The sequence below is a fragment of the Rhodococcus sp. NPDC060084 genome (assembly GCF_042730335.1).
GTDB lineage: Bacteria > Actinomycetota > Actinomycetes > Mycobacteriales > Mycobacteriaceae > Rhodococcus.
Genome location: NZ_JBHWWX010000003.1, coordinates 69661 through 95172 on the forward strand (window position 1 = coordinate 69661; position 25512 = coordinate 95172).

At 67.6% G+C, this 25512-nt stretch carries 26 protein-coding genes and 1 pseudogene; 12 read left to right on the top strand and 15 right to left on the bottom strand.

Annotated elements, in window-relative coordinates:
- Positions 1-2: 2 nt before the first annotated feature.
- Complete coding sequence (locus tag ACFWBU_RS02825) at positions 3-1238, top strand: family 1 glycosylhydrolase (protein WP_240955187.1); 1236 nt, start codon at positions 3-5, stop codon at positions 1236-1238.
- Between the two features lie 4 nt (positions 1239-1242).
- On the opposite strand, the gene ACFWBU_RS02830 is transcribed toward ACFWBU_RS02825, so the two are convergent.
- Both ACFWBU_RS02830 and ACFWBU_RS02835 read right to left on the bottom strand, forming a co-directional pair.
- Positions 1243-1539: a DUF2470 domain-containing protein gene (locus ACFWBU_RS02830; protein ID WP_296549755.1), complete on the bottom strand. Its 297-nt coding sequence runs from the start codon at positions 1537-1539 to the stop codon at positions 1243-1245.
- A 52-nt stretch (positions 1540-1591) separates the two neighbouring features.
- Positions 1592-3010 carry a wax ester/triacylglycerol synthase family O-acyltransferase gene (locus tag ACFWBU_RS02835; protein ID WP_206036636.1) on the bottom strand — a complete coding sequence of 473 codons (1419 nt, stop codon included), beginning with the start codon at positions 3008-3010 and terminating at the stop codon, positions 1592-1594.
- Positions 3011-3257: 247 nt separating this feature from the next.
- Here ACFWBU_RS02835 and ACFWBU_RS02840 point away from each other — a divergent pair, with 247 nt between their 5' ends.
- A complete protein-coding gene (locus tag ACFWBU_RS02840; RefSeq protein ID WP_378527415.1) occupies positions 3258-4418 on the top strand; it encodes a lycopene cyclase family protein in 1161 nt (386 codons plus the stop codon).
- Between the two features lie 3 nt (positions 4419-4421).
- Here ACFWBU_RS02840 and nadC read toward each other — a convergent pair whose 3' ends face one another.
- From nadC to nadA, 3 genes are read right to left on the bottom strand one after another with little or no spacing between them, the layout of a single operon-like run.
- Entirely contained in the window at positions 4422-5288 is an 867-nt protein-coding gene (gene nadC / locus ACFWBU_RS02845) for a carboxylating nicotinate-nucleotide diphosphorylase (RefSeq protein ID WP_169620090.1), read from the bottom strand.
- Between the two features lies 1 nt (position 5289).
- Positions 5290-6861 (bottom strand): L-aspartate oxidase, encoded by a 1572-nt coding sequence (locus ACFWBU_RS02850; RefSeq protein ID WP_378527417.1) that lies wholly within the window; start codon positions 6859-6861, stop codon positions 5290-5292.
- Entirely contained in the window at positions 6858-7889 is a 1032-nt protein-coding gene (nadA, locus tag ACFWBU_RS02855; RefSeq protein WP_169620092.1) for a quinolinate synthase NadA, read from the bottom strand. The genes ACFWBU_RS02850 and nadA overlap by 4 nt, the downstream gene beginning before the upstream one ends.
- 84 nt (positions 7890-7973) lie before the next feature.
- Here nadA and ACFWBU_RS02860 point away from each other — a divergent pair, with 84 nt between their 5' ends.
- Entirely contained in the window at positions 7974-8684 is a 711-nt protein-coding gene (locus tag ACFWBU_RS02860) for an NUDIX hydrolase (protein WP_169620093.1), read from the top strand.
- A gap of 76 nt (positions 8685-8760) precedes the next feature.
- On the top strand, positions 8761-9708 hold the full coding sequence (locus ACFWBU_RS02865; protein ID WP_378527418.1) for an aldo/keto reductase: 948 nt from the start codon (positions 8761-8763) through the stop codon (positions 9706-9708).
- Here the strand turns inward: ACFWBU_RS02865 and ACFWBU_RS02870 are convergent.
- Positions 9619-11025 carry an MFS transporter gene (locus ACFWBU_RS02870; protein ID WP_378527419.1) on the bottom strand — a complete coding sequence of 469 codons (1407 nt, stop codon included), beginning with the start codon at positions 11023-11025 and terminating at the stop codon, positions 9619-9621. The two genes, ACFWBU_RS02865 and ACFWBU_RS02870, sit on opposite strands and share 90 nt — an antisense overlap.
- Positions 11026-11083: 58 nt before the next feature.
- Between ACFWBU_RS02870 and ACFWBU_RS02875 the strand changes: the two genes are divergently transcribed.
- A complete protein-coding gene (locus ACFWBU_RS02875; protein ID WP_296549767.1) occupies positions 11084-11467 on the top strand; it encodes a MerR family transcriptional regulator in 384 nt (127 codons plus the stop codon).
- A 109-nt stretch (positions 11468-11576) separates the two neighbouring features.
- Here ACFWBU_RS02875 and ACFWBU_RS02880 read toward each other — a convergent pair whose 3' ends face one another.
- Together ACFWBU_RS02880 and ACFWBU_RS02885 are read right to left on the bottom strand one after the other, a co-directional pair.
- Positions 11577-12335, bottom strand: coding sequence for a MerR family transcriptional regulator (locus ACFWBU_RS02880; RefSeq protein ID WP_378527420.1), 759 nt, complete (start codon positions 12333-12335; stop codon positions 11577-11579).
- A gap of 119 nt (positions 12336-12454) precedes the next feature.
- Positions 12455-14026, bottom strand: coding sequence for a bifunctional NAD(P)/FAD-dependent oxidoreductase/class I SAM-dependent methyltransferase (locus ACFWBU_RS02885; RefSeq protein WP_296549770.1), 1572 nt, complete (start codon positions 14024-14026; stop codon positions 12455-12457).
- A gap of 80 nt (positions 14027-14106) precedes the next feature.
- On the opposite strand from ACFWBU_RS02885, the gene ACFWBU_RS02890 reads away from it, so the two are divergent.
- Positions 14107-14670 (top strand): helix-turn-helix domain-containing protein, encoded by a 564-nt coding sequence (locus ACFWBU_RS02890; RefSeq protein WP_169620099.1) that lies wholly within the window; start codon positions 14107-14109, stop codon positions 14668-14670.
- A gap of 188 nt (positions 14671-14858) precedes the next feature.
- On the opposite strand, the gene ACFWBU_RS02895 is transcribed toward ACFWBU_RS02890, so the two are convergent.
- Positions 14859-15620, bottom strand: a complete 762-nt coding sequence (locus ACFWBU_RS02895) for an SDR family NAD(P)-dependent oxidoreductase (protein WP_296549772.1) — start codon at positions 15618-15620, stop codon at positions 14859-14861.
- Positions 15621-15720: 100 nt separating this feature from the next.
- On the opposite strand from ACFWBU_RS02895, the gene ACFWBU_RS02900 reads away from it, so the two are divergent.
- A complete protein-coding gene (locus ACFWBU_RS02900; RefSeq protein ID WP_296549774.1) occupies positions 15721-16554 on the top strand; it encodes a helix-turn-helix transcriptional regulator in 834 nt (277 codons plus the stop codon).
- A 280-nt stretch (positions 16555-16834) separates the two neighbouring features.
- Here the strand turns inward: ACFWBU_RS02900 and ACFWBU_RS02905 are convergent, their stop codons facing one another.
- Positions 16835-16999 carry a hypothetical protein gene (locus ACFWBU_RS02905; protein WP_296549776.1) on the bottom strand — a complete coding sequence of 55 codons (165 nt, stop codon included), beginning with the start codon at positions 16997-16999 and terminating at the stop codon, positions 16835-16837.
- Between the two features lie 111 nt (positions 17000-17110).
- On the opposite strand from ACFWBU_RS02905, the gene ACFWBU_RS02910 reads away from it, so the two are divergent.
- Entirely contained in the window at positions 17111-17878 is a 768-nt protein-coding gene (locus tag ACFWBU_RS02910; protein ID WP_378527422.1) for an SDR family oxidoreductase, read from the top strand.
- 59 nt (positions 17879-17937) lie between these two features.
- Here the strand turns inward: ACFWBU_RS02910 and ACFWBU_RS02915 are convergent, their stop codons facing one another.
- Entirely contained in the window at positions 17938-19239 is a 1302-nt protein-coding gene (locus ACFWBU_RS02915; RefSeq protein ID WP_378527477.1) for an acetamidase/formamidase family protein, read from the bottom strand.
- Positions 19240-19543: 304 nt separating this feature from the next.
- Here ACFWBU_RS02915 and ACFWBU_RS02920 point away from each other — a divergent pair.
- A pseudogene (locus tag ACFWBU_RS02920) lies at positions 19544-19687 on the top strand (MerR family DNA-binding transcriptional regulator); the annotation flags it as partial.
- A gap of 751 nt (positions 19688-20438) precedes the next feature.
- On the opposite strand, the gene ACFWBU_RS02925 reads toward ACFWBU_RS02920, so the two are convergent.
- Positions 20439-21116 (bottom strand): NADPH-dependent F420 reductase, encoded by a 678-nt coding sequence (locus ACFWBU_RS02925; protein ID WP_378527423.1) that lies wholly within the window; start codon positions 21114-21116, stop codon positions 20439-20441.
- Entirely contained in the window at positions 21113-21733 is a 621-nt protein-coding gene (locus ACFWBU_RS02930; protein ID WP_378527424.1) for a TetR/AcrR family transcriptional regulator, read from the bottom strand. Before ACFWBU_RS02930 ends, ACFWBU_RS02925 begins: the two co-directional genes overlap by 4 nt.
- Positions 21734-21839: 106 nt before the next feature.
- Here ACFWBU_RS02930 and ACFWBU_RS02935 point away from each other — a divergent pair, with 106 nt between their 5' ends.
- Positions 21840-22586: an SDR family oxidoreductase gene (locus ACFWBU_RS02935; RefSeq protein WP_378527425.1), complete on the top strand. Its 747-nt coding sequence runs from the start codon at positions 21840-21842 to the stop codon at positions 22584-22586.
- 334 nt (positions 22587-22920) lie between these two features.
- The gene (locus ACFWBU_RS02940; RefSeq protein ID WP_296550256.1) at positions 22921-23502 is read left to right on the top strand and encodes a sugar O-acetyltransferase; all 582 of its coding nucleotides are present in this window, start codon (positions 22921-22923) and stop codon (positions 23500-23502) included.
- Between the two features lie 11 nt (positions 23503-23513).
- Here ACFWBU_RS02940 and ACFWBU_RS02945 read toward each other — a convergent pair whose 3' ends face one another.
- The gene (locus ACFWBU_RS02945; RefSeq protein ID WP_206036753.1) at positions 23514-23714 is read right to left on the bottom strand and encodes a hypothetical protein; all 201 of its coding nucleotides are present in this window, start codon (positions 23712-23714) and stop codon (positions 23514-23516) included.
- A gap of 1 nt (position 23715) precedes the next feature.
- A complete protein-coding gene (gene bioB / locus ACFWBU_RS02950; protein WP_169653095.1) occupies positions 23716-24729 on the bottom strand; it encodes a biotin synthase BioB in 1014 nt (337 codons plus the stop codon).
- Between the two features lie 121 nt (positions 24730-24850).
- Between bioB and ACFWBU_RS02955 the strand changes: the two genes are divergently transcribed.
- Positions 24851-25477: a TetR/AcrR family transcriptional regulator C-terminal domain-containing protein gene (locus ACFWBU_RS02955; protein WP_169620109.1), complete on the top strand. Its 627-nt coding sequence runs from the start codon at positions 24851-24853 to the stop codon at positions 25475-25477.
- Positions 25478-25512: the final 35 nt, after the last annotated feature.

Sequence of the window (25512 nt, forward strand, 5' to 3'; positions counted from 1 at the left end):
ACATGGCTGCCGCGTGGCGTGCTCGGATGTCCGTCGCACCCGCTCGCGCGGCACTGCGCGTGGTGCTCGTCACTATCGTGGCGCTGACGGCGGCCGTGTCGGGCGGCCCTGCCCACGCCGACACCGGCGCCTTTCTGTGGGGCGTGTCGAGTTCCGGTTTCCAGTCCGAGGGGTCGAGCCCGGACAGCAACTGGTCGCGGTATGCGGCGAGTGGTCGGCACGAGCCGGTGGGCACCGCCGTGGACTTCCGGCATCGCTACCGGGAGGACATCGCGCGCGCCGCCGACCTGGGCGTCGGGGTGTACCGCCTCTCGGTGGAGTGGGCCCGCATCCAGCCGGAACCGGAGCGGTGGGACGACACCGAACTCGCCTACTACGACGACGTGATCGCGACGATCCGCGGGCACGGCATGACTCCGATGATCACGCTCGACCACTGGGTGTACCCGGGCTGGATCGCCGACCGGGGCGGCTGGGCCCACCCGGGGACAGTCGACGCGTGGCTCGCCCACGCGGACACGGTGGCGGCACGCTACGCCGGACACGGCGCGCTGTGGGTCACGATCAACGAGCCCAGCGTCTACGTGTGGCACGAGGTGTCCAACGGTGCCCTCTCCCCCGGTGACGCACCGATGATGTTCGACCGTCTCGTGGACGCGCACCGCGGGGCCTACGAGACGATCCACCGGTACGACCCCCGGGCGCAGGTCACCTCGAACGCCGCCTATGTTCCCGGTGCGGCGCCCTACCTCGACACCTGGTTCCTCGATCGCGTCCGCGACCATCTCGACTTCGTCGGCGTCGACTACTACTACGGGGTGGCCCCCGGCAATCTCACCGCGATTCGTGCGGCCACCGGGGAGCCGGCTTCGGTGACCCCGCACCCGCCCGGGATGTACGACGCACTGATGGATTACACCCGGCGCTTTCCCGGGATGCCTCTGTATGTCGTCGAAAACGGAATGGCGACCGCGGACGGCGCTCCCCGCCCGGACGGCTGGACCAGATCGCGGCACCTGCGCGAGCACGTGGACCAGATGATGCGTGCGGTCGACGACGGCGCGCCGGTGTTCGGGTACAACTACTGGTCGATCACCGACAACTACGAATGGGGTTCGTACGAGCCGCGTTTCGGCTTGTATTCGGTCGACGTCCGGACCGATCCCGCACTCCTCCGGCGGCCCACCGAGGGGGTGGAGACCTACCGGACGATCATCGCGGAGACCCGTGCCGGGTAGCGGATCAGTGCCGTGCGGGATCGACGCCGAGTCGCGCACACGCCGCCTGGTAGAGCGCGACCACCGCGGTACGCAAACCGGAACGGTCCGTGACCGGCTCGAGCCACGGAATCCGGACGGTCTGTTCCTGGCCGTCGATCACGATCACCCACACGCCCGCCTCGCTGCTCACGCCGGTCATCCGGGTGTGCGCCGCGCGCGGTTCGGCGAACGCCCGCACGATGAGCAGACTGTCGTCGGCGTGGTCGTCGTTCATATGAGCGGTTACCGCCGCCACCACATCGGGTTCGAATTCGGTCACGGGCGTCGAGCCTAGCCAACGACCCGCCGGCGTGGGTCTCACCGGCTGGGTCTCACCGGGCCTCGTCGACCGCACCCACGGTGACGACGGCTTCGAGTGCGAGGAGTTCCGCGTCGAGATGGTCGAGCAGACAGTGCAGATCCGGCACGGTGCGCCCACATGCCGTGAGCCCGAAGGCGATCTCGTCGTCGGTGCTCGTGCACGTGATGTTGAGAGCCTGACCGTCCACCGGAACCGACAGGGGATACAACGCGTCGACGCGCGCGCCGTTCCAGTACAACGGCTCCTCCGGCCCGGGAACGTTGGAGACGATCACGTTGAACGGCGTCCACGGCACTGCCCGGTTGCCGGTCAGTACACCGACCGCGACGGGGGCGACACCGACTGCGCTTGTCGCGAGACGGCCCACCTTGCTCATTCCGCGCATCGCACGTTTGCCCTCGGTCATCGAGTTCCGTACCCGCTCGAGCCGGTGCGCCGGATCGGCGTGCCGGGTGCCGAGATCGCACATCAGGACGGCGATGTCGTTGCCGGACTCTTTGCTGCGCAACGAGACCGGGACCATCGCCACAAGGGACCGGTCGGGAAGCGCGTCGCGTTCGAGGAGGTAGGTCCGCAGCGCTCCGGAGGACAGCGCGAGCACCACGTCGTTGATCGTGCTGTCGGTGAGCTTCGCCACCAGCCGGAGACGCTCGAGCGGCCACGACCGGGCGGCGAACCGTCGCGAACCCGAGATCTGCTCGTTGAACATGGTGTGCGGTGCACCGAGCGACAGCGGACCCCCGCGGTCGTGGAGGGCACGATCGACCGTACCGACCAGCGCCGGAACCAGGGAGGCTGCACCGGAGGCGACCGTCAGCGCCTCCGACACCGCACCTCGGACGGCGCGCACGGCGTGGCCGGGGAAGCCGATGGCCGCGGCCACCGTCGAGCGTGCGGGCGGTGCCCCGTCGGTCGCTGCCCACGGCGCGGGCATCCCGACCTCGCTCGGATCGGTGCCGAGCGCGCGTCGCAGCAACCGCATGGCGCCGATCCCGTCGGCCAAGGAGTGGTGGATCTTGACGTAGAGCGCGTACCGGCCGTCGGACAGGCCCTCGATGAGGTGCATCTCCCACAGCGGCCGCGTGCGATCGAGCAACGAGGCATGCAGCCGGGAGACCAGGTCCCACAAGACCTCGGTGTTTCCCGGCGCGGGCAGGGCGTTGAACCGCACGTGATACTCGATGTCGAATCTCGGATCTTCTTCCCACGCCCACTGTCCCAGGGTCGTCACCGACCGAACGGGCCGCTTGCGCCACAGTGGTGCTGCCGGAGCGTCGCGGCGCAGCGCCTCGTCGAACCTTTCGCGCAGTTCGGTGGCATCGGAATTCTCCGGCGGTTGCAGGAGCAGCAGGCCGCCGACGTGCATCGGATGGTCGGGCGATTCGCCGAGCAGGAACATCGAATCGGTCGGTGCCATGGGTAGCCGCATCGTCAATCTCTCCGCCCCCGCTGACGAGAACTGTTCTCCGCGCGGGGCCGCCCCACCCCGCGATCCGACATCACTGGTACTCAGATGAACAGTTGTACCCCAGATCGATCGGCCCCGACCTCGGAACGACGCAGTTCCGGGACTCGCCGAAGATCGCCCCGTAGGCAAATTGCCCGTAGGCAAATAGCACTGCACCGGAAGTTCCGGTGCCGCAGAATGGGCGCCAGTCGCGACGAACGGAGATCTCGTGAGTCTTCGAACCTGGACCGGGCCGCTTCACGGCGGCATCGTCATTCTCGGCGGTGGCCTGAGCGGGCTCTCGCTCGCCGCGCATCTCGCGGCGACACGTGCTCGGCCGGGCCCGGTTCTGGTGGTCGACGACGCCGCCCGCGACATCACCGCCGCCTCGTGGGCGTCGTGGACGCGGCGTACCGCGCTGCTCGACTCGGCGGCCACCGAGATGTTCGACCGGATGCGTGTATATGCGGGCGGGCACGACCGGACCCTGGCGCTCGGGCACTATCGCTACCGCGTGGTGCACGGTGCCGCGCTGGTGGCGGCGGTTCGCCGCCTCACCGATCCGGTGCCGGACGTGGGATCGGTGACCGGGCACGTCGTCGACGTCGACGATGCCGACCGGCCACTGGTGACACTCGACGACGGGCGAGAACTACGCCCCGACTGGGTGTTCGACGCGCGCGGTCCCGCCGCTACGACCGCCGGAGAAGACGCCGCCCTGGATTTCCTCGGCGTGCGCGTGCGCGCCGAAGCGCCGCTCTTCGACCCCCACGTTCCGGTGCTGTTCGATTTCCGCACCGATCAGGCCGAGCGGGCGTCCTTCGTGTACGTGCTTCCGAGCGATGCCCATCACGCGCTCGTCGAGCACACCTGTTTCGTCGCGCCGGGAACCCCTGATGTAGCCCCAGAGGTGCATCTCGCGGCGCTGCGCGTCTATCTGACACAGGTCCTCGGCGTACCGGAGAACGCCTACGAGCTCGGACGCTCCGAGCACGCGCGTCTGCCTCTCGTCGCGCAGATCGCCGAACGCGGCGAAGGACGTATCCTCCGGATCGGGGCCGCCGCCGGGATGATGAAGGCGAGCAGCGGTTACGCCTACGAACGCATCCAACGGGACTGCGAGGCGATCGCGCGGTCGTTCGAGCAGCACGGACATCCGTACGACCTGCCCAAGCGCCCCGGACGGTTCGCCCGCTACGACCGCGCGTTGCTCACCGCCGTTACCGAACACCCCGGTTTCCTCGAGGAGACGTTCGCGGCGTTGTTCTCGCGCCCGTCGGCCGAACCCGTCCTGCGGTTCCTCGACGAGGATTCGTCGTTGCGCGACGAAGCCGGGTTGTTCGCATCCCTCCCCGCGGGGCCGCTGATCCGGGCGATGACCGGGCGATGACGCCTACATGTCGAGGCCGAGGTCGAGCACCGTCACCGAATGGGTGAGGGCACCGACCGCGAGGAAGTCCACTCCGGTGCGGGCGTACTCCGCGGCGACCTCGAGCGACAGGCCTCCCGACGACTCGAGCCGGGTCTGCGGGGCGTGGGTGTTGCGCCGTTGCACCGCGATCTGTGTCTGCCACAGCGGAAAGTTGTCCAGGAGGATCAGTTCGACGTTCTCGGCGAGCACCTCGTCGAACTGCTCGAGGGTGTCGACCTCGACCTCGCACGGGACGCCGGGCGCGTGCGCACGGACCGCACGCAGCGCGGCGAGCACCGACCCTGCGGCCGCGACGTGGTTGTCCTTGATGAGAGCCTCGTCGCCGAGACCCATGCGGTGGTTGACACCGCCGCCGACGCGCACCGCGTACTTCTGCAGTGCGCGGAGGCCGGGCAGCGTCTTGCGGCTGTCGCGGATCTTCGCCTCGGTGCCCTGCACCGCGTCGACCCAATGCGACGTGGCGGTCGCGATACCCGACAGGTGGCACAAAATGTTGAGCATCGTCCGTTCGGCGGTGAGCAAACCGCGCGTCGGGGCGTCGACGGTGAGCACGGCCTCCCCCGGCACGACGCGGTGGCCGTCGTCGGCGCGGTCGACCACCCGATAGTGATCCGGTCCGATCACCTGGTCGAGGACGAGAAGTCCGACGTCGAGGCCGGCGACGGTCCCGGCCTGCCGGGCGACCACCGACGCGGTGGTGGTCGCGTCTGCGGGCACGGTGGCGTCCGAGGTGATGTCGGGTCCGTAGCGCAGGTCCTCGTCGAGGGCGCGCACGACCAGCGCGCGCGTCTCCTCGAGATCGAGGCCGGCGGGCAGGGCGGTGGCCATATCAGTTCGCTCCTGTCAGTTGCGGTGTGGTGACGACGGTGCGGCCATCGGGGCCGAGACGCATTTCGATGCTGTGTGCCCGGCCGGGGTGGGACTCGGGGTGGTCGCTTCGGGTATGACAGCCGCGTGACTCGGTGCGCCGCTCCGCCGCGGCGACGAGTGCCCGCGCCGTGACGGTGAGCGCGGCGTCTTCGAGCAGCGGCAGGTCGATGCACGTGCTGCTCGGGGCCGCGCCGAGCGTGGCCGACGCGGCCGCGAGTCCGTCCGCATCCCGGACGACCGACGCGTGCCGTGTCATCAACCGTTGCAGGACGTCCCGGTCGAGTCGGGGCAGGACGGGCGGCGACGCGTCGGCTGCTTCGACGCGCACACCGGTGCGTTCCACAGCGGCGGCGATGCCGGCACGTTCGCCGAGCACCAGCCCTTCCAGCAGGCTGTTGGACGCGAGACGGTTCGCCCCGTGCAGCCCGGTGCGGGCGACTTCCCCGGCCGCGTACAGCCCCGGAATCCGGGTGCGCCCGTGGACGTCGGTGACGACACCGCCACACGAGTAGTGCGCGGCCGGGGCGACCGGCAGCAGGTCGTGGGCAGGATCGAGTCCCGCGTCGGCACACAGGGCCGTGATGGTCGGGAACCGCCTCGCGAAATCGCCGAGGTGGCGTGCATCGAGGAAGACGTGATCCTCACCGAGATCGGCGAGGCGCCTCGCGATCGCGCGGGAGACCACGTCACGAGGTGCCAGGTCGCCGAGCGGATGGACACCGCCGGTGACCGATTCGCCCCGCGAATCGACGAGGCGAGCGCCCTCGCCGCGGACCGCCTCGCTGATGAGCGGTCGCCGTCCCATGCCACCTGCGGCGAACAGCACCGTGGGGTGGAACTGGACGAACTCGAGATCGGCGATCCCCGCACCTGCCGCGAAGGCGAGCGCGATGCCGTCGGCCGTTGCCCCGGGCGGGTTGGTGCTGCACGCATAGAGCTGTCCCAGACCGCCGGTGGCGAGCAGCACCGCGGGAGCGTGGACGACACCGGCGCCGCGCTCGTCGAACACCAGTACGCCGGTCACGCCGGCGTCGTCGGTGAGGATCCGTGCTGCGGCCGCACCGAACAGCACGGGAAGACCCGCGGCACCGAGCGCACGCTGGATTTCGGCGCCGGTCGCGTCGCCGCCGGCGTGGATGATGCGGCGGATGCTGTGCCCGCCTTCCCGGGTGCGGGCGACGTCACCGTCCCGGCCGGTGTCGAACACCGCGCCGAGGTCGCGCAGTGCGGCGACCGCGTCGGGACCCGCCGACACGATCGATCGCACGGCGTCGCCGTCACACAGCCCACCACCGGCGGCGACGGTGTCGGCGACGTGCGCGTCGACGGTGTCACCCTGCGGCGCGACCACGGCGATACCACCCTGCGCGTACTGGGTGGAGGTGTCGGTGGGCCCACCCTTGCTCACGGTGAGCACCCGCATCCCGCGCCGGGACGCGGCCCGCGCGGCGGTGAGGCCGGCGACCCCACCGCCGATCACGACGAGGTCGGTGTGGTCTTCCCACACCACCGCGCTCGTGCGGGTCGTCACTCGCCGCCACCCGGGTTTCCGATGGCGATCATTCGCTGCACCGACAGGCGGGCACGCTCGGCGACGTCGGGAGCGACGTGCACCTCGTCCTTGCCTTCCTGGAGGCACCGCAGCAGAGCGGCAGGGGTGATCATCTTCATGTACGGGCAGGAGGCGCGATCGTTCACGGCCTGGAAGTCGATGCCCGGCGCGGCCTTACGGAGTTGGTGCAGCATCCCGACCTCGGTGGCGACGAGAACCTGCTTCGCGCCGGTTTCGCGGGCGGCGTCGATCATGCCGCCGGTCGACAGGATCTTCACCTTGTCGTCGGGGACGAACCCTTCCCCCGCGAGGTAGAGCGCCGACGTCGCGCAACCGCACTCGGGGTGAACGAAGAGGTCGGCGTCGGGATGTGCCTTGGCCTTGGCGGTGAGTTCGTCACCGTTGATCCCCGCGTGTACGTGGCACTCACCGGCCCAGATGTGGATGTTCTCGCGCCCGGTGACGCGCTTGACGTGCGCGCCGAGGAACTGGTCGGGCAGGAACAGCACTTCGCGGTCCGGGTCGATCGACGCGACCACGTCGACCGCGTTGGACGACGTGCAGCAGATGTCGGTCAGGCCTTTGACCTCGGCGGTCGTGTTGACGTAGGAGACGACCACCGCGTCCGGGTGTTCGGCCTTCCACTCGCGGAGCTGGTCGGCGTTGATGGAGTCGGCCAGCGAGCAACCCGCGCGTTCGTCGGGGATCAGGACGGTCTTGTCCGGGCTGAGGATCTTCGCGGTCTCCGCCATGAAGTGGACGCCGCAGAAGACGATGGTGCCTTCTTCGGCCTCCGCCGCGATGCGCGAGAGGGCGAGCGAGTCGCCGACGTGGTCTGCGACGTCCTGGATCGCAGGCAGCTGATAGTTGTGCGCCAGCACCGTCGCGTTGCGCGCTCGGGCGAGCCGGCGGACCTCGTCGGCCCATTCCGGTGTTGCCTCGATGCCCGTGTAACCACCGGGGCCGTCGACGATGGCGGCGGCTCCCGCCCACTCGGTCGTGGTCATGGCCTTGCTCCTTCGGGAAGGGGATTCCGGGCGGGCTGCGCTCGGATTTCCGCTTTCAGGGGTTTTCGACTTAGAATCGAAAACATGCCACATAGTAACACTCGTCACGAAGTGCTCATCGTGGTGTTCCAGGTTCGCACCTTCCCGCCCTCGTCACGGAACCCGGGCGGCGACCCCGAACTCGGGGTCCTGCTCTGGCAACGCGCCCTCGATCCCGAAGCCGGAACGTGGTCGCTGCCGGGAGGCACGCTCCGCGACGACGAGGACCTCACCTCGTCCGCACGTCGCCAACTGGCCGAGAAGGTGGACGTGCGCGAGGTCGCCCACCTCGAGCAGTTGTCGGTGTACTCCGATCCCCAGCGGGTGCCCGGCGAACGCACCATCGCGTCGACGTACCTGGGCCTGGTGCCGATCACGTCCGACCCGCAGCTACCGGCGGACACGTCGTGGCATCCCGTCTCGCAACTGCCCGCGATGTCGTTCGACCACGGACGGATGGTCGGCAACGCCAGAACCCGCCTCGCAGCGAAACTCTCCTACACCAACATTGCGTACGGACTCGCGCCCGCAGAGTTCTCGATGTCGACATTGCGCGACATCTACTGTGCCGCACTGGGATACCAGGTGGATGCGACGAACCTGCAGCGCGTACTGGCTCGGCGCCGCGTGCTCACGGCGACCGGAAACACCGCACCGCCCGGGCCGGCCGGTGGCCGTCCGCCCGCGCTGTACCGATTCACTGAATCCCGGCTGCGCGTCACCGACGAATTCGCCGCGTTGCGCCCGCCCAGCTGACGACCCGACCGAACACGGGTACGGCGAAGTGTGGTTAGGGTGCGCACGTACTCGACATCGGCTATCCAGGAGCATCGTGACCACGATCGGCAATTCCCGGCTCGACATCTTCCCTCTCGCCCTCGGCGGCAACACCTTCGGCTGGACAGCCGACGAAACCGCATCCTTCGAGATCCTCGACGCGTTTCGCGCCGCGGGAGGCAACCTCATCGATACCGCGGACTCCTACTCCGCCTTCGCGCCCGGCAACTCGGGTGGCGAATCCGAGACGATCCTCGGCAACTGGGCGGCAGCGCGCGGCAATCGCGACGAGGTGATGATCGCAACCAAGGTCGGGCACCATCCCGAACACCCCGGCCTCGCCCCCGCGAACGTCCGCGCCGCCGCCGACGCCTCCCTGAAGCGGTTGCAGTCCGACCACATCGACTTGTACTACGCGCATTCCGACGACCCCGACACGCCGCTCGCCGAGACCGTGGCCGCGTTCGACGACCTCGTCCGCGACGGCAAGGTGCGCTACGTGGGCCTGTCCAACTTCTCCCCCGCCCGGGTCTCCGAATGGCTCGAGATCGCGGACACGCACGGGTTCGACGCTCCCGTATCACTGCAACCGCACTACAACCTCGTCCACCGCGCGGAGTACGAGACCGGCTACGCCCCCATCGCTCTGGAACACAACCTGGGTGTGCTGCCGTACTACTCCCTCGCCTCGGGGTTCCTGACCGGCAAATACCGGTCGCAGGACGATTTCACCGGCCGGGTCCGCGAGCGGATGGCCTCGCGCTACCTCACCGACGCCGGCCTCGCCGTGGTCGACGCGCTCGGTGAGATCGCGACCGCCCACGCGGTCGAGATCTCCACGGTCGCGCTGGCCTGGCTGCTCACCCGCCCCGGTGTCGTCGCCCCGCTCGCCAGCGTCAGCGGGATCGAGCAGCTACCGGCACTGCTCGACGCCACACGTCTCACGCTCACCGACCTCGAACGCGACCGCCTCACCGCGCTGTCGAACGCCGTCGGGGCGTAGGGAATCCGGCACCGGGGTGGTGGTGGACGCGGTGCCCACCACCACCTCGTCGGCTACCGCGGAGTTCGGGGTGGACGTATCTCCCTCGGTCGGCTCGCCGACCCGCCCGAGAAGCAGCAGGCCTATCGTGCCGACGGCTGTCACGGCCATCGCGACCGGTGCCAACGCATCGGTACCCGAACCGGCCACCAGGCTTCCGAGTGCAGCCCCCGCGGCGACGCCGAGGTTGAGGAGCGTGATCACCACCGCTCCCGCGAGGGAACGGAACTGCGCGGACGCGAGCCGGACGACTCGGACTTGGAATACGGGTGGAAGCAACCCGATGGCAGTTCCCCACACCACGATCGCGGTCACGAACACCGCGGGCGTCGTGGGTGCGATCGTCACCAGGGCGAACGCGGCGAGCATCGCCAGGGCAACCGCGGGCAGGGTCGCTCTCGGCCAGCGATCCGAGAGCCAGGCCGACAGCACCAAACCGACCGCCCCGGCCGCGCCGAACAGTGCCAGGAACCACGCGAGCCCAGTGGGTTCGTACTGCGCGACATCGGTGACCACCAGCGAGACGTAGGTGAAGACCACGAAGTGTCCGACCAGCACGAGCGCCCCGGCCACTGCGGTCCCGACGGAGGGGATCGCACTGCGATCCCATCGCGCCGCCGAGGCACGATCGGCTGTTCCCACCGACTCGCCGCTATCGGCGAGGAGCGGCACGAGGGCGACGGCGATGACGGCGAGAACCACCGACGCTCCCGCGAATATCGCACGCCACCCGACCACGTCCGCGAGCGCGATTCCGAGGGGCAGCCCGACGAAACCGGCGATCGTGGGCCCGGCGAGCACGATGGCCATCGCACGGCCGATGCGCTCGGGTGCCACGATGTCGGCGACATACACGACGATCACCGCCACCAACACACCGTGTCCGGCTGCAGCGATCACTCGCCCGAGCAAAGCCGTCTCGAAGGTCGGCGCGAATGCCGTGGCCGCCCCCGCCGCCGCGACCACACCGAGGGCTGCGGGGATCAGCCGCGCCCGGCGGGCCTTTCTGGTGATCCGGACGAGTGGGATACCGGTGACCACGATCGTGAGTGCCCACGCCGTGACCAACATTCCCACCACGGCCGGATCGACCCCCAGGCCGCGCCCGATCTGCGGGAGAAGCCCCGAAGGAAGCATCTCCATCGTCACCGTCGCGAACGCTGCGCAGGCCAATGCGATCAACCTCGGCCACGGCAGTGCGGCAGCGTTCGGTGGGATCCCCGCGGTGGATTCGTTCGTCGTGCTTTCGGATGTGTTCGATCCGTCGATGTCGGTCATGGCCCGACGCTAAACTTTGACATCAGTGTCAAGGTCAAGCCCGAAATCGAGGGAACCTATGCGGATCGGCGACCTGTCCCGTCACACCGGACTCAGCTCCCGGATGTTGCGCTACTACGAGCAGGAGGGTCTGCTCCACCCGACGAGGGGCGCGAACGGCTACCGCGAGTACACAGAGGATGACGTCGATCGCGCGAAGTGGATTCGCGACCTGGTCACGTCCGGTGTACCCACTCGTCTGATCTCGATCGTCATCGACCAACGCGACGACCGGGAAGGCAGGTGGACGAGCAACTGCGATCGGGTTTTCGCCGAGCGGCTGAGCACCGAGATCGAGGACCTCGACCGCCGAATCGCCTGCTTCACCCGCAGTCGGCATGCACTCGACGAACTGTTGCGTATCACCCGGTCGGAGATTCGGTCCGCGCAGGCAAATGCCTGAGCAGTCCTGATCGCTGCACCGGATTCGGGAGCGGAGAGCGAACGCTACTTCACAGCTGCCGGTACCCCCGAGTCGGTCGGCTCAGGGGTACCGGTTCAGACGATGGTTGCTAGTCGCCGAGCCTCTCGTCTGCGTAGACGACCATGGCGTCTCGCTGATACTCGGCCAGGCCCTCGGCGATCTTCTCGTAGTTCGCCTTGAACCGCTCGTCGTCCACGTACATCTGCCCCAGGCACTTGTACGCGTCCCGGTTCGGGGTCCACATGCGGCAGATGCCCTGGTACTGCGTGTGGATTTCCGCTTGCACGGCCGCGTCTCCGACCTGGGTTCCGGCGGCCATGAACTCTGCCATACGGATCATCGCCGCGGTGACCTCACGCTGCATGTTCTCGACGTCGTCGGTGGTCAGCGTGGCGGTCTTGCGCCGGGACTGCTCGAACTCCTCCGGCCAGCGCTCGCGGGCCTCGTCGTCGTACTGCTTGTAATCGAAGCCCTCGAACAGGTTCTCCGGGCGGTTGATCTTTCCGGTCATTGCCATTGTCCCTTCGATTTCGGCGATGGTGCGCGCCACCGTGTCGGCCATCCGTCCCAGTCGGTTCCGTTCCGTCAGCAGACGGTCGTGCTGCCGTTTGAGGGCGGCGAGCGTGTCCGGCTCGGAGTCGACCGCGTGTGCGATCTCGGCGAGGCTCAGTCCGATTTCACGCAGTACGAGAATCTGCTGCAGGCGCAGCAGTTGCTCCTCCTCGTAGTAGCGGTAGCCGTTGGCGCCCACATAGGCAGGCTCGAGCAGTCCGATGTCGTCGTAATGCCGAAGAGTGCGGGCGGTGACTCCCGACATCCTCGCCACATCCGCGATCGACCAGCTCATATCCGTTCCCATCGTTCCGCGAGACCGGTCGGTCCGGTCTCGGCTCCGACCGTAGAAGTTGCCGTAGCGAGAAGGTCAAGCGAAAAAGCATGCACTCTTCACGTCACACCGCTGCGAACTCAGCCGAGTCGTCGCGCGCGCAGCACCGAGTCGCGGACGGTGATCTCCTCGCCGGTGTGCGGGTGGGTAGCCGTGCGGGATCGGGCCTCACAGACTTCGATCTCCCACTTGCCGTCCTCGAGCGCCTTCACGAGCGATTCGGGAGTGAAGAGGAACGAGTGGTGGCCGTGCCGGAGCCCGGTGGCCATGTCGTCGGGATGGTGGCCCACCACGAGCAGAGTGCCGCCGGGGGCGACCGCGGAGCCGAGACGCCGGGTGACGTCGACCATTCCGCCGTCGGGCAGGTGCATGAACTGCGACGAGACCAGGTCCCAGCGCTCCTCACCGGGCTCCCAACTGCGGATGTCTGCCTGGCGGGTCGTGACGCGGTCACCGACTCCGGCCTGGGCTGCGTGTGCGGCGGTCTTGTCCAATGCCGCGACGGCGAAGTCGAGGGCAGTCACCGACCAGCCGCGGCCGGCCAGCCAGATCGCGTCGGCACCCTCGCCGCAGCCCACGTCGAGTGCCCGCCCGGGTGCGAGGGCGGATGCCTCGGCCTCGAGTTGCGGGTTGACGTTTCCGCTCCAGACGCGATCCCCGGAGTAGCGATCCTCCCACGCGGGTTGCTCGAACATCTCGGCCCTGCGCTCGGCGACCGCACGGTCGGCGTCCTCGGCAGCCAGGTCCGCATTGATGAAGGCGCCCACCCGATTTCCGTGTGCGGCCGAGCCGATCAGGGTCATGCTGATGTCGGTCGCGTTGCCGGCTACGTAGAGACCGGGAACAGTGGTTGCTCCCATCGCGTCGACCGGGATCACGGTGCCCATCGGCACCCCACCGAACTCGACCTCTTGCGGCTCCAGTCCCAGAGGCGCGAGGAACTCGAGATGTACCTGCGGCCGCGCCCCGACCACGATCGCCTCCCGTTCGAGGACCGAACCGTCGGCGAGCCGCAACCCCACCAGTCGATCACCATCGGTGACGACCTCCTTCGGAGTGCCGTGCTCGATCCGCACACCGATGGCGGCCATCCGTTCCACATCGTCGTGCGGCAGTTCCACCCCGTCGGCGACGACGATCACGACGTCGTCGGTCAGTTGACGGAAGAGCAGACCCTGATGTCCTGCCATAGGGGTAGTCGCCAGCACCGCAATCGCTCGATCGCGCACCTCCCAGCCATGGCAGTAGGGGCAGTGCAGCACGTCGCGGCCCCATCGTGCTGCCAGTCCGGGAACGTCGGGCAACTCGTCAACCGCGCCGGTCGCGATCAGCACGCGCCGGGCTGTCACCTCACGTCCGTTTCCGGTGCCCACGGCAAAGCCGTGCTCTGTTCGGGTCACGGCTTGCACCCGATCGCCGGTGACTTCGACGCCGTACGCTTCCACCTCGGCTCTGCCGTCGGCCAGCAGGTCGAACGGAGCGACGCCTTCCCGGCCGAGGTAGTTGTGCGCATGCTCGGCGGGGGCATTGCGGGGTTCTCCGGCGTCGATCACCAGCACCCGGCGACGGGACCGGCCCAGCGCCATCGCGCCGCTCAGGCCGGCAGCGCCGCCGCCGATGATCACCACATCGAAGTTCTCGTTATCCGTCATGTTCCCAGGGTGCAGACCCGAAACCGGAATTGGCAAACATTCTTGCCGAGTCAGCAAAGAAGTCGGGCATACTGGATGCCATGGAAGACGAAGACGTGCTGAAGGGCGTGGGCCCGAGACTTCGACAGCTCAGGCTCGAGCGGGAGGCCACCCTCGGCGACCTCGCCGCGGAGACCGGCATCTCCGTCAGCACCCTGTCCCGGCTCGAATCGGGACAGCGCAGGCCCACCCTCGAACTTCTGCTGCCGCTGGCCCGCGCCTACCGCGTCGCACTCGACGAACTCGTCGACGCCCCGGAAACCGGCGACCCCAGAATCCGGCCGAAGGCGGTGACCCGGCACGGCCGGACGTTCCTTTCGCTGACCCGGCGTCCCGGCGGCCTTCAGTCCTTCAAGATGGTGCTTCCCACCGTCGACGACGTTGCCCAGCCGACGTTGCAGACGCACGAGGGTTACGAGTGGCTCTACGTCCTCAGCGGGCGGCTGCGTCTGATCCTCGGTAGCCGAGACATGGTGCTCTCACCAGGAGAGGTCGTCGAATTCGATACCCGTACTCCCCACTGGATCGGCAATCCCGGCCCCGACGCGTGCGAGGTGTTGGCGATCTTCGGTCCCCAAGGCGAACGGATGCACGTGCGTTCGTGAACAGACGCGGCGCCGGTGCCTGCGGGTGGTCGGAAAATCTACGGACTCGGCTCGAAACCGACCGCGGCGAACCCGGCGCCGGCCGCGACGACCTGCGCCGGGTTCGAGTTGATCACCTCGCCGATGAAGGCGTGACCAGCAGTGCCGCGAAGAGAACGGCCGCTCCGCTCAGCCCGCTACACCCGCCGTCACAGTCGCTGGCCGCCGGAGGCCTCGATCCGCTGACCGGTGACCCACGCCATCCGGGGATCGAGGATCGCGGCGACGGCCGCCCCGATGTCGTCGGGCTCGCCGATGCGGCCCATCGCGACCGTCGGCAGCACCACGGCGCGATATCGCTCGTCGTCGCGCACTGCGCCCCCGCCGAAGTCGGTGGCGGTCGCTCCCGGCGCGATGACGTTCACGGCGATGCCGCGGGCGCCCAGGTCTTGCGCGAGATACACCGTGAAGGTCTCCACCGCGCTCTTGACCGCCGCGTACACCGCCATGCCGGGCGCGGCGAAGCGGGTCAGCCCCGTGGACACGTTGAGGATGCGGCCGCCGTCCGCGAGCGCGGGCAACAGCTGCTGGGTCAGCAGCACGACACCCGTGAAGTGCACGGAGACGAGGCGCTCGATGCCGTCGCGGTCGAAGGCTCCCACGGGTGCGGCACCGCCATAACCGGCGTTGTTCACCAGAACGTCGAACGTGTCGCGGGCCCACTGGGTGTCGAGAGTCTCACGCAACCGCTCCGCGAACTCCGCGAAGGTCTCGGGGGCGGTGGTGTCCAGCGCGAGGGCCACCGCCCGCCGTCCTCGCGCGCGGACCTCGGCGACCACGGCGGCTGCTGCCTCCGCATCGCTACGGTAGGTGAGCACGATGTCGTCGCCGCCGTCGGCGAGGGCGAGGGCGGCGGCGCGGCCCAGCCCACGCGAGCCGCCGGTGATGAGGATGATTCGTTCGTTGGTCATGTCCTCAGGCTCCGCCGCATCCGTCCGCCCATCCAGGCCCCAGCGATCGAGGGACCGCGGATACCTGGCTCGGCGCCGCGCACACGAGGAGGATGAGAGCATGCATCAGCTGGCCGAGTTCCTGCGCAAGCGCCGCGAAGCACTGCAGCCTGAAGACGTCGGACTGCCGCGCGGTCCCCGACGGCGCACGCCCGGGCTGCGGCGGGAAGAGGTCGCCGTGCTGGCGGGCATGTCTACGGACTACCTCAACCGGCTCGAGCAGTCGCGGGGACCGCAGCCCTCCGTGCAGATCCTCGCTGCCCTGGCCCGTGCCCTGCACCTCGACCGCGCCGAGCGCGACCATCTGTTCCGGCTGAGCGGGCACGCCGCTCCCGAGCGTGTCACGGCAGATCTGCACGTCTCACCCGGGATACAGCGGATCCTCGAGCGTCTCACCGACACCCCCGCGCAGGTCGTGACCGAGCTGGGGGAAACCCTCGCCCAGACCGAGCCCGCCCGTGCGCTCCTCGGCGACGCGCGGGAGCTGAGCGGACTGCGCCGCGCCACCGTGTACCGGTGGTTCACCGAGCCGGAATCGCGCGACGTGTACGCGCGCGCCGACCACGACCTGCGGGGGCGCACGTTCGTCGCCGAGCTGCGGGCCGTGTACGCGCGGACCGGCGACCGCTCGCGCGCGGGCGCGATCGTCGCCGAACTCAAGCGGGTGAGCCCGGAGTTCGCGGCCGTGTGGGCCGACCACGAGGTCGCCGAAAAGCATCCGATGACCAAGCGCTTCGCGCATCCCGACGTGGGCGAGCTGACGCTGCACTGCCAGACGTTGCTCGACACCGAGACCGGCCATCGCCTCCTCGTCTTCACCGCGACCCCCGGCACCGACGACGCCGCCAAACTCGACCTGCTGCGCGTCATCGGCACGCAGCTGTCCACCCGCTGACGCGGTCGCCGACGGCGCAGCGCAACCCAGGGCGTCAGCGATCGACTTGCCGCCGAGAACCCCGACTTCGTCTCCCAATGGGGCGCACCATCGCGCAGGTCACCGCCGCTGGTAGCCAGCTCACCGCTGACAACCACGTACTGAACGAGTCTCCCCGGTCGGATAGGCCACAGAACCCGAGTCCAACCGACGACGAGGGCCGAAGCGCTCAAACGATAACCGGCAGCGTCCTGTCCGGCGACGGGTCCTCCGGGAAGGCACCGCTCCTACGGGGCATCGTTCACCAGGTCGGATCGACGTTGATCGGGTGGTCGAGGATGACCTCGCGCGGACGAGCGGATTTCACCCCCGCCAGGCATACCTCGGGCGGTCCGATGGTGCTCAGACCGGTCGGAGCCATCTCCCGATCCTGCCCGACCACCGCGACGAAAGGTGGGATCAGCAAGCCGGTGTCCCCCGGGCTGAGCTACACGGATGCGCGGGCCTCGTTCAAGCCCTTCGCCGACGCGGAGTCGCGGCGAGCGTGTATACCGAGCCCGGTGTCTAGGCTCGTCGCATGAGCAGACCCAGCGTGTTCGTCACCGGTGCCGCATCCGGAATCGGACGGGCCACCGCACTGCAGTTCGCGCGACACGGCTACCGCGTCGGCGCTTTCGACGTCGACGTGGCGGGATTGCACAGCCTCGCCGACGCGCAGCCCGACATGGTCACGGGCATTCTCGACGTCACCGACGCCGACGCCTGGGCCCGTGCCCTGTCGGAGTTCTGCCCGGACGGTCGGCTCGACATCCTCGTCAACAACGCCGGCATTCTGTCGTCCGGTCCGTTCGAGGACACTCCGGCCGAACGGCACCGCCGGATCATCGACGTCAACGTCACGGGCACCGTCCTCGGATGCCACAGTGCCTTCGAGTATCTGCGCCGCACCCCGGGCGCGCAGGTCGTCAACCTCTGTTCGGCGTCGGCGATCTACGGGCAACGCGACCTCGCCACGTACAGCGCTTCCAAGTTTGCGGTGCGCGGTCTGACGGAGGCTCTCGAACTCGAATGGGGCCCGCACGATATTCGAGTGTTCGCGTTGTGGCCGCTGTTCGTCGAGACCGCGATGACGCACGACATGAACGTCGGTGCCGTCCGCACGCTGGGCATCCACCTGACTGCAGACGATGTCGCCGCCGGACTTTACGAGGCGACCCGCCCGGGGCGTGCCTGGGGCCGGGTGCACCGTGCGGTGGGATGGCAGGCACGAGTGCTCGCGACGGTCGCGCAGTGCTCACCGGCAAGGCTCAACCGGTTGGTCAACAAGTGGGTGACACGCCGCTGACAACCGGTCGAGAGCAGGATCGGCATCTCGTCGCGGTAGATCTCGGCGATTGGCAATGATCAGCTGAAATGATCCTTGTAGATCTGCCCGTGAACGCCCACGGTCCGGTCGACCACCTGCGACACCGTGAAGTCGGCCGCTGCCGAGAGATATGCGTACGCGGTCGCGCGGTCCATGCCCTGGTCCTTTTCGAGGAAGTCCAGAGCATTGACGACAGCCCTCCGCATCGCAACATTGAGGTCACTGCCCTGACCGTCGATCGCGCCGTCGGGGTCGGACAGCCCGATGGGGATCCAAGACTCGGTTGTTTCCGCGAACGGGTAGCCGTAGGCGACACTCGGTGCATCTCCCGATCCTGGTTTGCAGACGGTCAGTCGGAAGGTCCCGCGCAGTGAACCTTCCATTGCGGTGAGCGCCACTTCACCGTCCCCCATCGCCATGTGCGGGTCACCGACGTAGAAGAGTGCGCCGGGGGCGAAGACGGGTAGGTAGAAGGAGGAACCTTCGCCCAGCAACCGGATATCGATGTTGCCACCACCCAGTGTCGGCGGAATCGAGTTCGAGTTGGGTGAGGTCGGATCGGCGTCGGTGGAAAATGCGACGCCCATCATGCCCATGAACGGGCGGAGCGGAAACTGGACGCGAGAGTTCTGCCCGAAGGGCATGACCCCCAGCCCGTTTTCGATGGTCGTGAAGACCGATACGTTGCCGTGCGAGGTGGGATCGGCACCGGTTCGCCCGTCTGTGGAGACCGGTGGCATCACCTCGGCGATCTCGATACCCGCGGGTGCGCCACCGTCACCGGTCCTCGCAAGCGCACCCTTGCCGTGCCGACTGGAGACGACACCGTACGGAACTCGGGGGATGATCTCCAAGGTCTCGATCTTGAGGACATCGCCGGGTTCGGCACCTTCGACGAAGACCGGTCCGGTGACTACGTGGGGTCCATCCTTGCCGAAATCACGTGGTGTGCGGTTGTATTCGGCGGCGATCGCCGCAGCGTCCTGGAGCACGTCGCCGGCGGCGACACCTTTCGTACCGAAGTAGTCGATGGGGTTGCGGCCCTGGTCTTCGAGTATTCCCTCGTGGGAGACGGTGTCGATGGTGATTGTCTGTCCCGACCTCATCTGGACCACCGGACTGGTGTGCACATTCGGCACGTAGCCCCAGAGCACTTCGTCGGGGAGCGATCCCAGGTATATGTCGCCGGACCGGTCACCTTGGCCCGGCTGCAGGAACGGAATCCCGCCCGCATACGGCAGAGCAGGTGAGGAAACTGTCGGTCCCGCTGATGCGTCCGAGCACGCCGCGGCTGCCCCTGCCACACCCACGCCGGCACCGACCGCTACCACGCTCTGAATGAAACGGCGACGGCCGAGACCCCTCGTGAGAAGTTCTGCCGCATTCCGTGAGAACTGTTCAGGCACAATGAGCCTCCGGTCGGTGTCGGAGCGACCAGGCTACCGAGACCATGTTTCGTCCCCATTGCAGCCCGGTTCACAGAACACGCGGGGTTGTTCACGGGCCAACAGGTTTGAAACAAAGAGAACAGCTACAGACCCGCAGCTGGATGCGTGGTCGTCGTGCCCGGCGACTCCTCGAAAGCGCCGGTGTGGGCAGGGGAACCCTTGACCTTGACCTTGCGTCATAGTTGAGACTTGATTCATGCGAATAGGCCAGCTCGCCGAATTTGCCGGCACAACGACGCGGACCGTGCGGCACTACCACCGACTCGGCCTGCTGAACGAGCCGCGGCGTCGATCCAACGGCTACCGTGAATACACCCTCACCGACGCTGTCCGCTTGATGCGAATCCGCTGGCTGGCGACCAGTGGAGTTCCTCTCGGGTCGGTCGCCGCCATCCTCTCCGACGAAAGATCGAGTGAAGACGAACGCGACGTCGCCGCGGACCTTCGGGCTTTGATCGCCGGCATCGAGAAGGAACAGAACATCCTCGCACGCAAGAAGATGCAGCTCACCGCGATGCTCGCCGAGGTTGATCGCGGCAATCCGATCTCAGCGCTGCCCGCGGGACTGACCACGGCCTTGTCCGACGCCATCGACGGCGCTCCGTCCGTCGAGGTCGGTTCGGCTCTTCGGCTGGACCGGGACCTCGTCGAAGTCCTCTCGATGTCGGGGAGCGCGCCCGAGTTCCTGCTCACGGGCTACGAGGCAACGATGATCGACGACCTCCGGCGCGAGCGGTACCTGAAGCTACTTGCGCACTGGTCACAACTCGAAGGGTGCAGCCCGGACTCGGTCGAGTCGGAGATCGATGCACTCGCAACCCGACTTCTCGAGTTCTTCGATCAACAGCAGATGGGGATCATCGCTCGCGCCACTCCGCCGTGTCTGACTCGAGCTGCGGCTGTGCGGCCCATGCCTCGTCATCGAGCGACCGATCGTCCCACGGGTTGCCGGGCTCAGCCCCAACAGTGCCATCGCCCCACGGATCTGCCTTGCCCGTCATCCGATCCCTACCTCCTGCTTTCGCGTGCACACCATGGTGACGGTTACCGTTCCGGTCCCCCCGCCAGATGTTCGCGCCAACGCTCGTGCACTACGCCGGTCCGCCGGTCTGTCCAGCCGGTGGAACAGTCCACGGACCATTGCTGGAGCCGGGATGTCGATCTTCTCGCGTCTGGTGTTCGTGTGCGAGCCACGCAGGCTGGCCCGGACCGCTGCGCCACGACTCGCTGAGGGGGCTGTTGTCGACGGTGTCGAACCCGAAGTCGTCGTACAACCTGGTGACCAATTCGACGGCATCGGGGAAGTCGCTCGAGACCGAGAGCGCGTGACGGTCGGGGCTTCCCGCCGGCTTCGCGGAGGTGAGGAGGCGGGGCGCTTGGATGTGAGTGAACGCCTTGGCTACCTTCGAAAGCGGAAGCTGCTCCTGCCGAAGTTCGTGCACCGTCTTCTCACCCGAATCGAGGACGGGAAAGTGGCCGTCGCGCCAGGGCATGTAATTGTTGGTGTCGAGCACGATCTTGCCGGCCAGTTCGCGCACCGGCATGTTGTTTTCGAGCCGTAAGGGAACGGCCACCACTACGAAGTCGCCCGCAGCCGCAGCGCCGGCAGCCGTGTCGGCGCATGCCGACGGGCCGAGTTCGTCGACAAGATCCGTCAGAGTCTCGGGGCCTCGCGAATTGGCGATGATCACCGCGTATCCGGCCCCGATCGCTGCTCGCGCGATCTGGCCACCCACTTCCCCCGCCCCGAGGATTCCTATGGTTGTCACGGCTGAAGCTCCTCGGAGTCAACGGTTTTCGTCACGGATCGTTCGATCATGTCGAGCGCAGCGTGCTTCAGACGTCGCACCTCGTCCTCGGCGATACCCGATTTCTGCAGGAACTCGATGCCCTGCATGACGGCGATCAAGGCCCTGGCCGTTTCCGTCGGATCGACATCGGAATCGATCTCGCCTTTCTCTTGGGCCTCGGTGATCTGCCGCGCGAACAGCGCGAGCGTGTCGGCGTACACGCGGCACGCACGCGCTTGCACGTCGTCGTCCTGAGCACTGAGCGCCGCGATGCTGTTGGCCATCAGGCAACCTTGGGGCGGCAACTCCATGCGGCCGTCGTCTTCGAACACCACTGCGGTAGTGAGCCCGTGCCACGGACTGGGGTCGGCGGTGACCGCGGCTTCGAGGCCGGCAGCCTGGGTCGCGCAGTACTCGTCGAGAATCCGCATGAACAGGTCCCGTTTGCTGCCGAACGCACCGTAGAGACTCTGCGCTCCGAGTCCGGTCGCCTCGGCGAGATCCTGAACCGATGTGGCCTTGTAGCCGCCCCGCCAGAACGTGTCCCTCGCAGCGGTCAAGACGTCCTGCTCGTCGAACTTCCTAGGCCTGGCCATGCACGCGAGAGTACCCATTATTGAATGATCCCTCAAATTTGACTTCGGGACGCAAGTCCTCTTTATTTGAGCAACCATTCAATAACCACGAAGGGACGTTCCGCTCATGAACACACGACCGCTCGAAGGCAAGACCGCACTGGTGACAGGAGGATCGCGAGGCGTCGGCGCAGGGATCGTGGCGCGCCTCGCCGCAGACGGTGCGCAGGTGGCGTTTACATATGCCAACTCCCGGACCCGGGACGAAGACGTCGCTGCCGCGGTGATCGCGAGCGGTGGCATCGCACACGCCATCCACGCGGACAGCATGAAAGAGGAGGACGTGACGTCTGCTGTCACACAGACCGTCGAGCGATTCGGGAGTCTCGACATCGTGATCAACAACGCCGCGGTCGGCACCTTCGGCCCGATCGACGAGTTGAAGATGGACGAGATCGACGCGATGCTCACCATCAATGTGCGATCTGCGGTCGTCACCATCTGCGCGTCACTCAGCCACATGGGCAGCGGCGGCCGGATCATCAACATCGGCAGCATCAACGCCGATCGGACCCCGTTTCCCGGTCAATCCGTCTACGCCATGACCAAGGGAGCACTGGCAAGTCTGACGCGAGGCCTCGCCCGGGACCTGGCCGCGCGAAACATCACGGTCAACAACATCCAGCCCGGCCCGATCGACACCGATGCCAACCCAGCCGACGGTCCCGCTGCCCCGAACATGCTGGGAGTGATGGCAGTAGACCGCTTCGGGACCACCGCCGAGGTTGCCGCATTGGTCGCCTACCTCGCAGGCCCGGAGGCCGCCTACATCACCGGCTCCAGCCTCGACATCGACGGTGGATTCGGCGCATAGCCATCGGGCCCCGGTCGACCCACAGGGGATGCCGCTGCGCTCAGCGATCGTGCCCGCATCCGGTTCGCGAAGTGAGTTCGAGCGCGAAACCGGCGGGCAATCTGCTCGTCTTTACTCTGGCCGTGACCTGGGTCGCCGTCATCGGTTCTTCACGGCAACGGCCGTCTACCGACGCAAGACCCGCTAGACAGATTCAAAAGCAGAATGCCCACCGGACGGACGGGATGGCGGGCGCGATATTCCCGTAGAGCACGCTCGGCGCGGTCGGCAGCGTAGCTTTCACGTGTGGACCTACCGATGTCCGTGTGAATCTCACGGTCGAGGAAGGAGCGATGTGACAGGTCAGAAGCAACGCATGCTGGCGGGCGAACTGTATATCGCGGACGACCCCGAACTCGTTGCCGACGCGTCGCGCGCAGCGGAACTGAGCGAGAAGTTCAATTCGTCGAGCGTCACGGATCCCGCAGCCCGGCGAGCGATCTTGGCGGCCCTGGTCGGATCATTGGGCGAGGGTGCCGAAGTGCGCGCCCCGCTGTATGTGGACTACGGATACAACATCACGATCGGGCCGCGAACCTTCGTCAACTTCGGAGCGGTCATGCTGGACGTCGCGCGGATCTCGATCGGCGCCGATGTGCAGATCGGACCCAACGTCCAGTTGCTCACACCCACCCACCCTCTCGATGCCGAACTGCGGCGCGCGAAATGGGAAGCTGCCGAACCGATCACCATCGGCGACAACGTGTGGCTGGGGGGCGGCGTGATCGTCTGTCCCGGAGTGACGATCGGCGAGAACACTGTTGTCGGGGCCGGAGCGGTGGTGACGCGCGATCTGCCGCCGAACGTGGTGGCTGCGGGCGTGCCCGCCCGCGTCGTCCGGCAGGTACCACCTTCCTCGCCGGATTCGGACCTCTGATCGCCTTCCGGTCAGCGTTGCTCGTTGCGGGACGAATCGATGATGCCGTGGCGTGAACACCGCGCCCACCATCCGTCGGGGATGACCTGCACGACCATCCGCCGACCACACAGCGTGCAGTACCGGGGTGGTTCGAGACCCAGCCGAACTCCCCGGCGGCTCTCGACCTCGAGACCGTCGACGAGTTCGGCACCGGTGTACGCGTCGAACACGTCAGATACTTTCGCCGAGTGCCTTGATCGGCATCCGCAGATCGACGAGCAGGTCGAGGTCGGTTTCGGCACGACGCCCGAGGGTGGTGAGGTAGTTGCCGACGATGACGGCGTTGACGCCGCCGAGCATGCCCTGCTTCGCACCGAGATCACCGAGGGTGATTTCGCGGCCGCCGGCGAACCGGAGGATGGTGCGCGGCAGGGCGAGCCGGAATGCCGCAATCGCCTTGAGTGCCTCGGTGGCCGGGAGCACCTCCCGATCTGCGAACGGCGTGCCGGGCCGCGGATCGAGGAAGTTCAGCGGCACCTCGTCGGGTTCGACCGACGCGAGGTCAGCCGCGAATTCTGCTCGCTGCTCCAAGGTTTCGCCCATCCCGAGAATGCCGCCGCAGCACACCTCCATGCCGGCCTCTTTCACCATGCGGAGTGTCTCGAATCGTTCCTCCCAGGTGTGGGTGGTGACGACGTGGTTGAAGTACGAGCGCGCGGTTTCGAGGTTGTGGTTGTAGCGGTGGACGCCCATGGCCGCGAGTTGGTCGACCTGGTCCTGGGTGAGCATGCCGAGGGAACACGCGACCTGGATGTCGACCTCGTTGCGAATCGCCTCGACGCCGGCGGCGACCTGGGCCATCAACCGCTCGTCGGGGCCGCGCACGGCGGCGACGATGCAGAACTCGGTGGCGCCGGTCTTGGCAGTCTGCTTGGCGGCTTCCACGAGCGACGGGATGTCGAGGCGCGCGGCGCGCACCGGTGAGGCGAACAGGCCGGACTGGGAGCAGAAGTGGCAGTCCTCGGGGCAGCCGCCGGTCTTGAGGCTGACGATGCCTTCGACCTCCACCTCCGGTCCGCACCACGCCATGCGGACGTCGTGCGCGACGTCGAGTAGTTCCTCGAGCCGGGAGTCGGGCAGGCGGAGCACGTCGAGCATCCGGTCGCGGTCGAACCCGACCCCGCCCCGGAGTACCTGGTCGCGAGCGAGGTCGAGGATGTCGGTGCGAGCGGGCGCCTGGGTCACTGCGTCTCCTGACATGAGAAAACTTGAACGGTGTTCAATTGAACGGCGTTCAGGTTAGGTGGGGGGTCCGATACTGTCAACGGGAGGCCCAGACACAGCGGGACGGACAGGAGCGGACACGGTGCAGTTGCGACGCGGCGACGTTCTCGACGGCGCCATGGCGATCCTCGACGAATACGGGCTCGGCGACCTCACAATGCGCAAGCTCGCCACCTCGCTCGGCGTTCAGCCCGGCGCGCTGTACTGGCATTTCCCCAACAAACAGACTCTTCTCGGCGCGATGGCCGACCGCATCCTCGACGGCGTCGACGCGGAACCGGACTCCCCCGACTGGGACGATGCGCTCACCGAACTCGCCCACCGGTTGCGCTCCGCTCTGCTCGCCCATCGCGACGGCGCCGAACTCGTCGCATCCACCTACGCGTCGCGGCTGACCACTTCCCGCGCCCGCGATGCGTTCGTCGCCGCGGCGCAGCGCGGAGGGCTTTCCCGCGCGCACGCCGAACTCGCCGGTTACGCGCTGCTGCACTATGTACTCGGCCACACCGTCGACGAGCAGTCCCGCGCGCAACTCGCCGAACTCGGCGCGCTGACGCGGGGGCCGGTATCGCCCGATGTCGCGACGGAGACGGCGCCGACCTCGGACGACGATCTCCTCGACGGTGATCCCGCCATCCGTTTCGACTTCGGCCTGACACTCTTCGTCGACGGCATCCGGAGGCGTTTGAACACCCGTGCCACATCCTGACGATTCGGTCGCTGTCGGAACCCTGCCGTACGTTC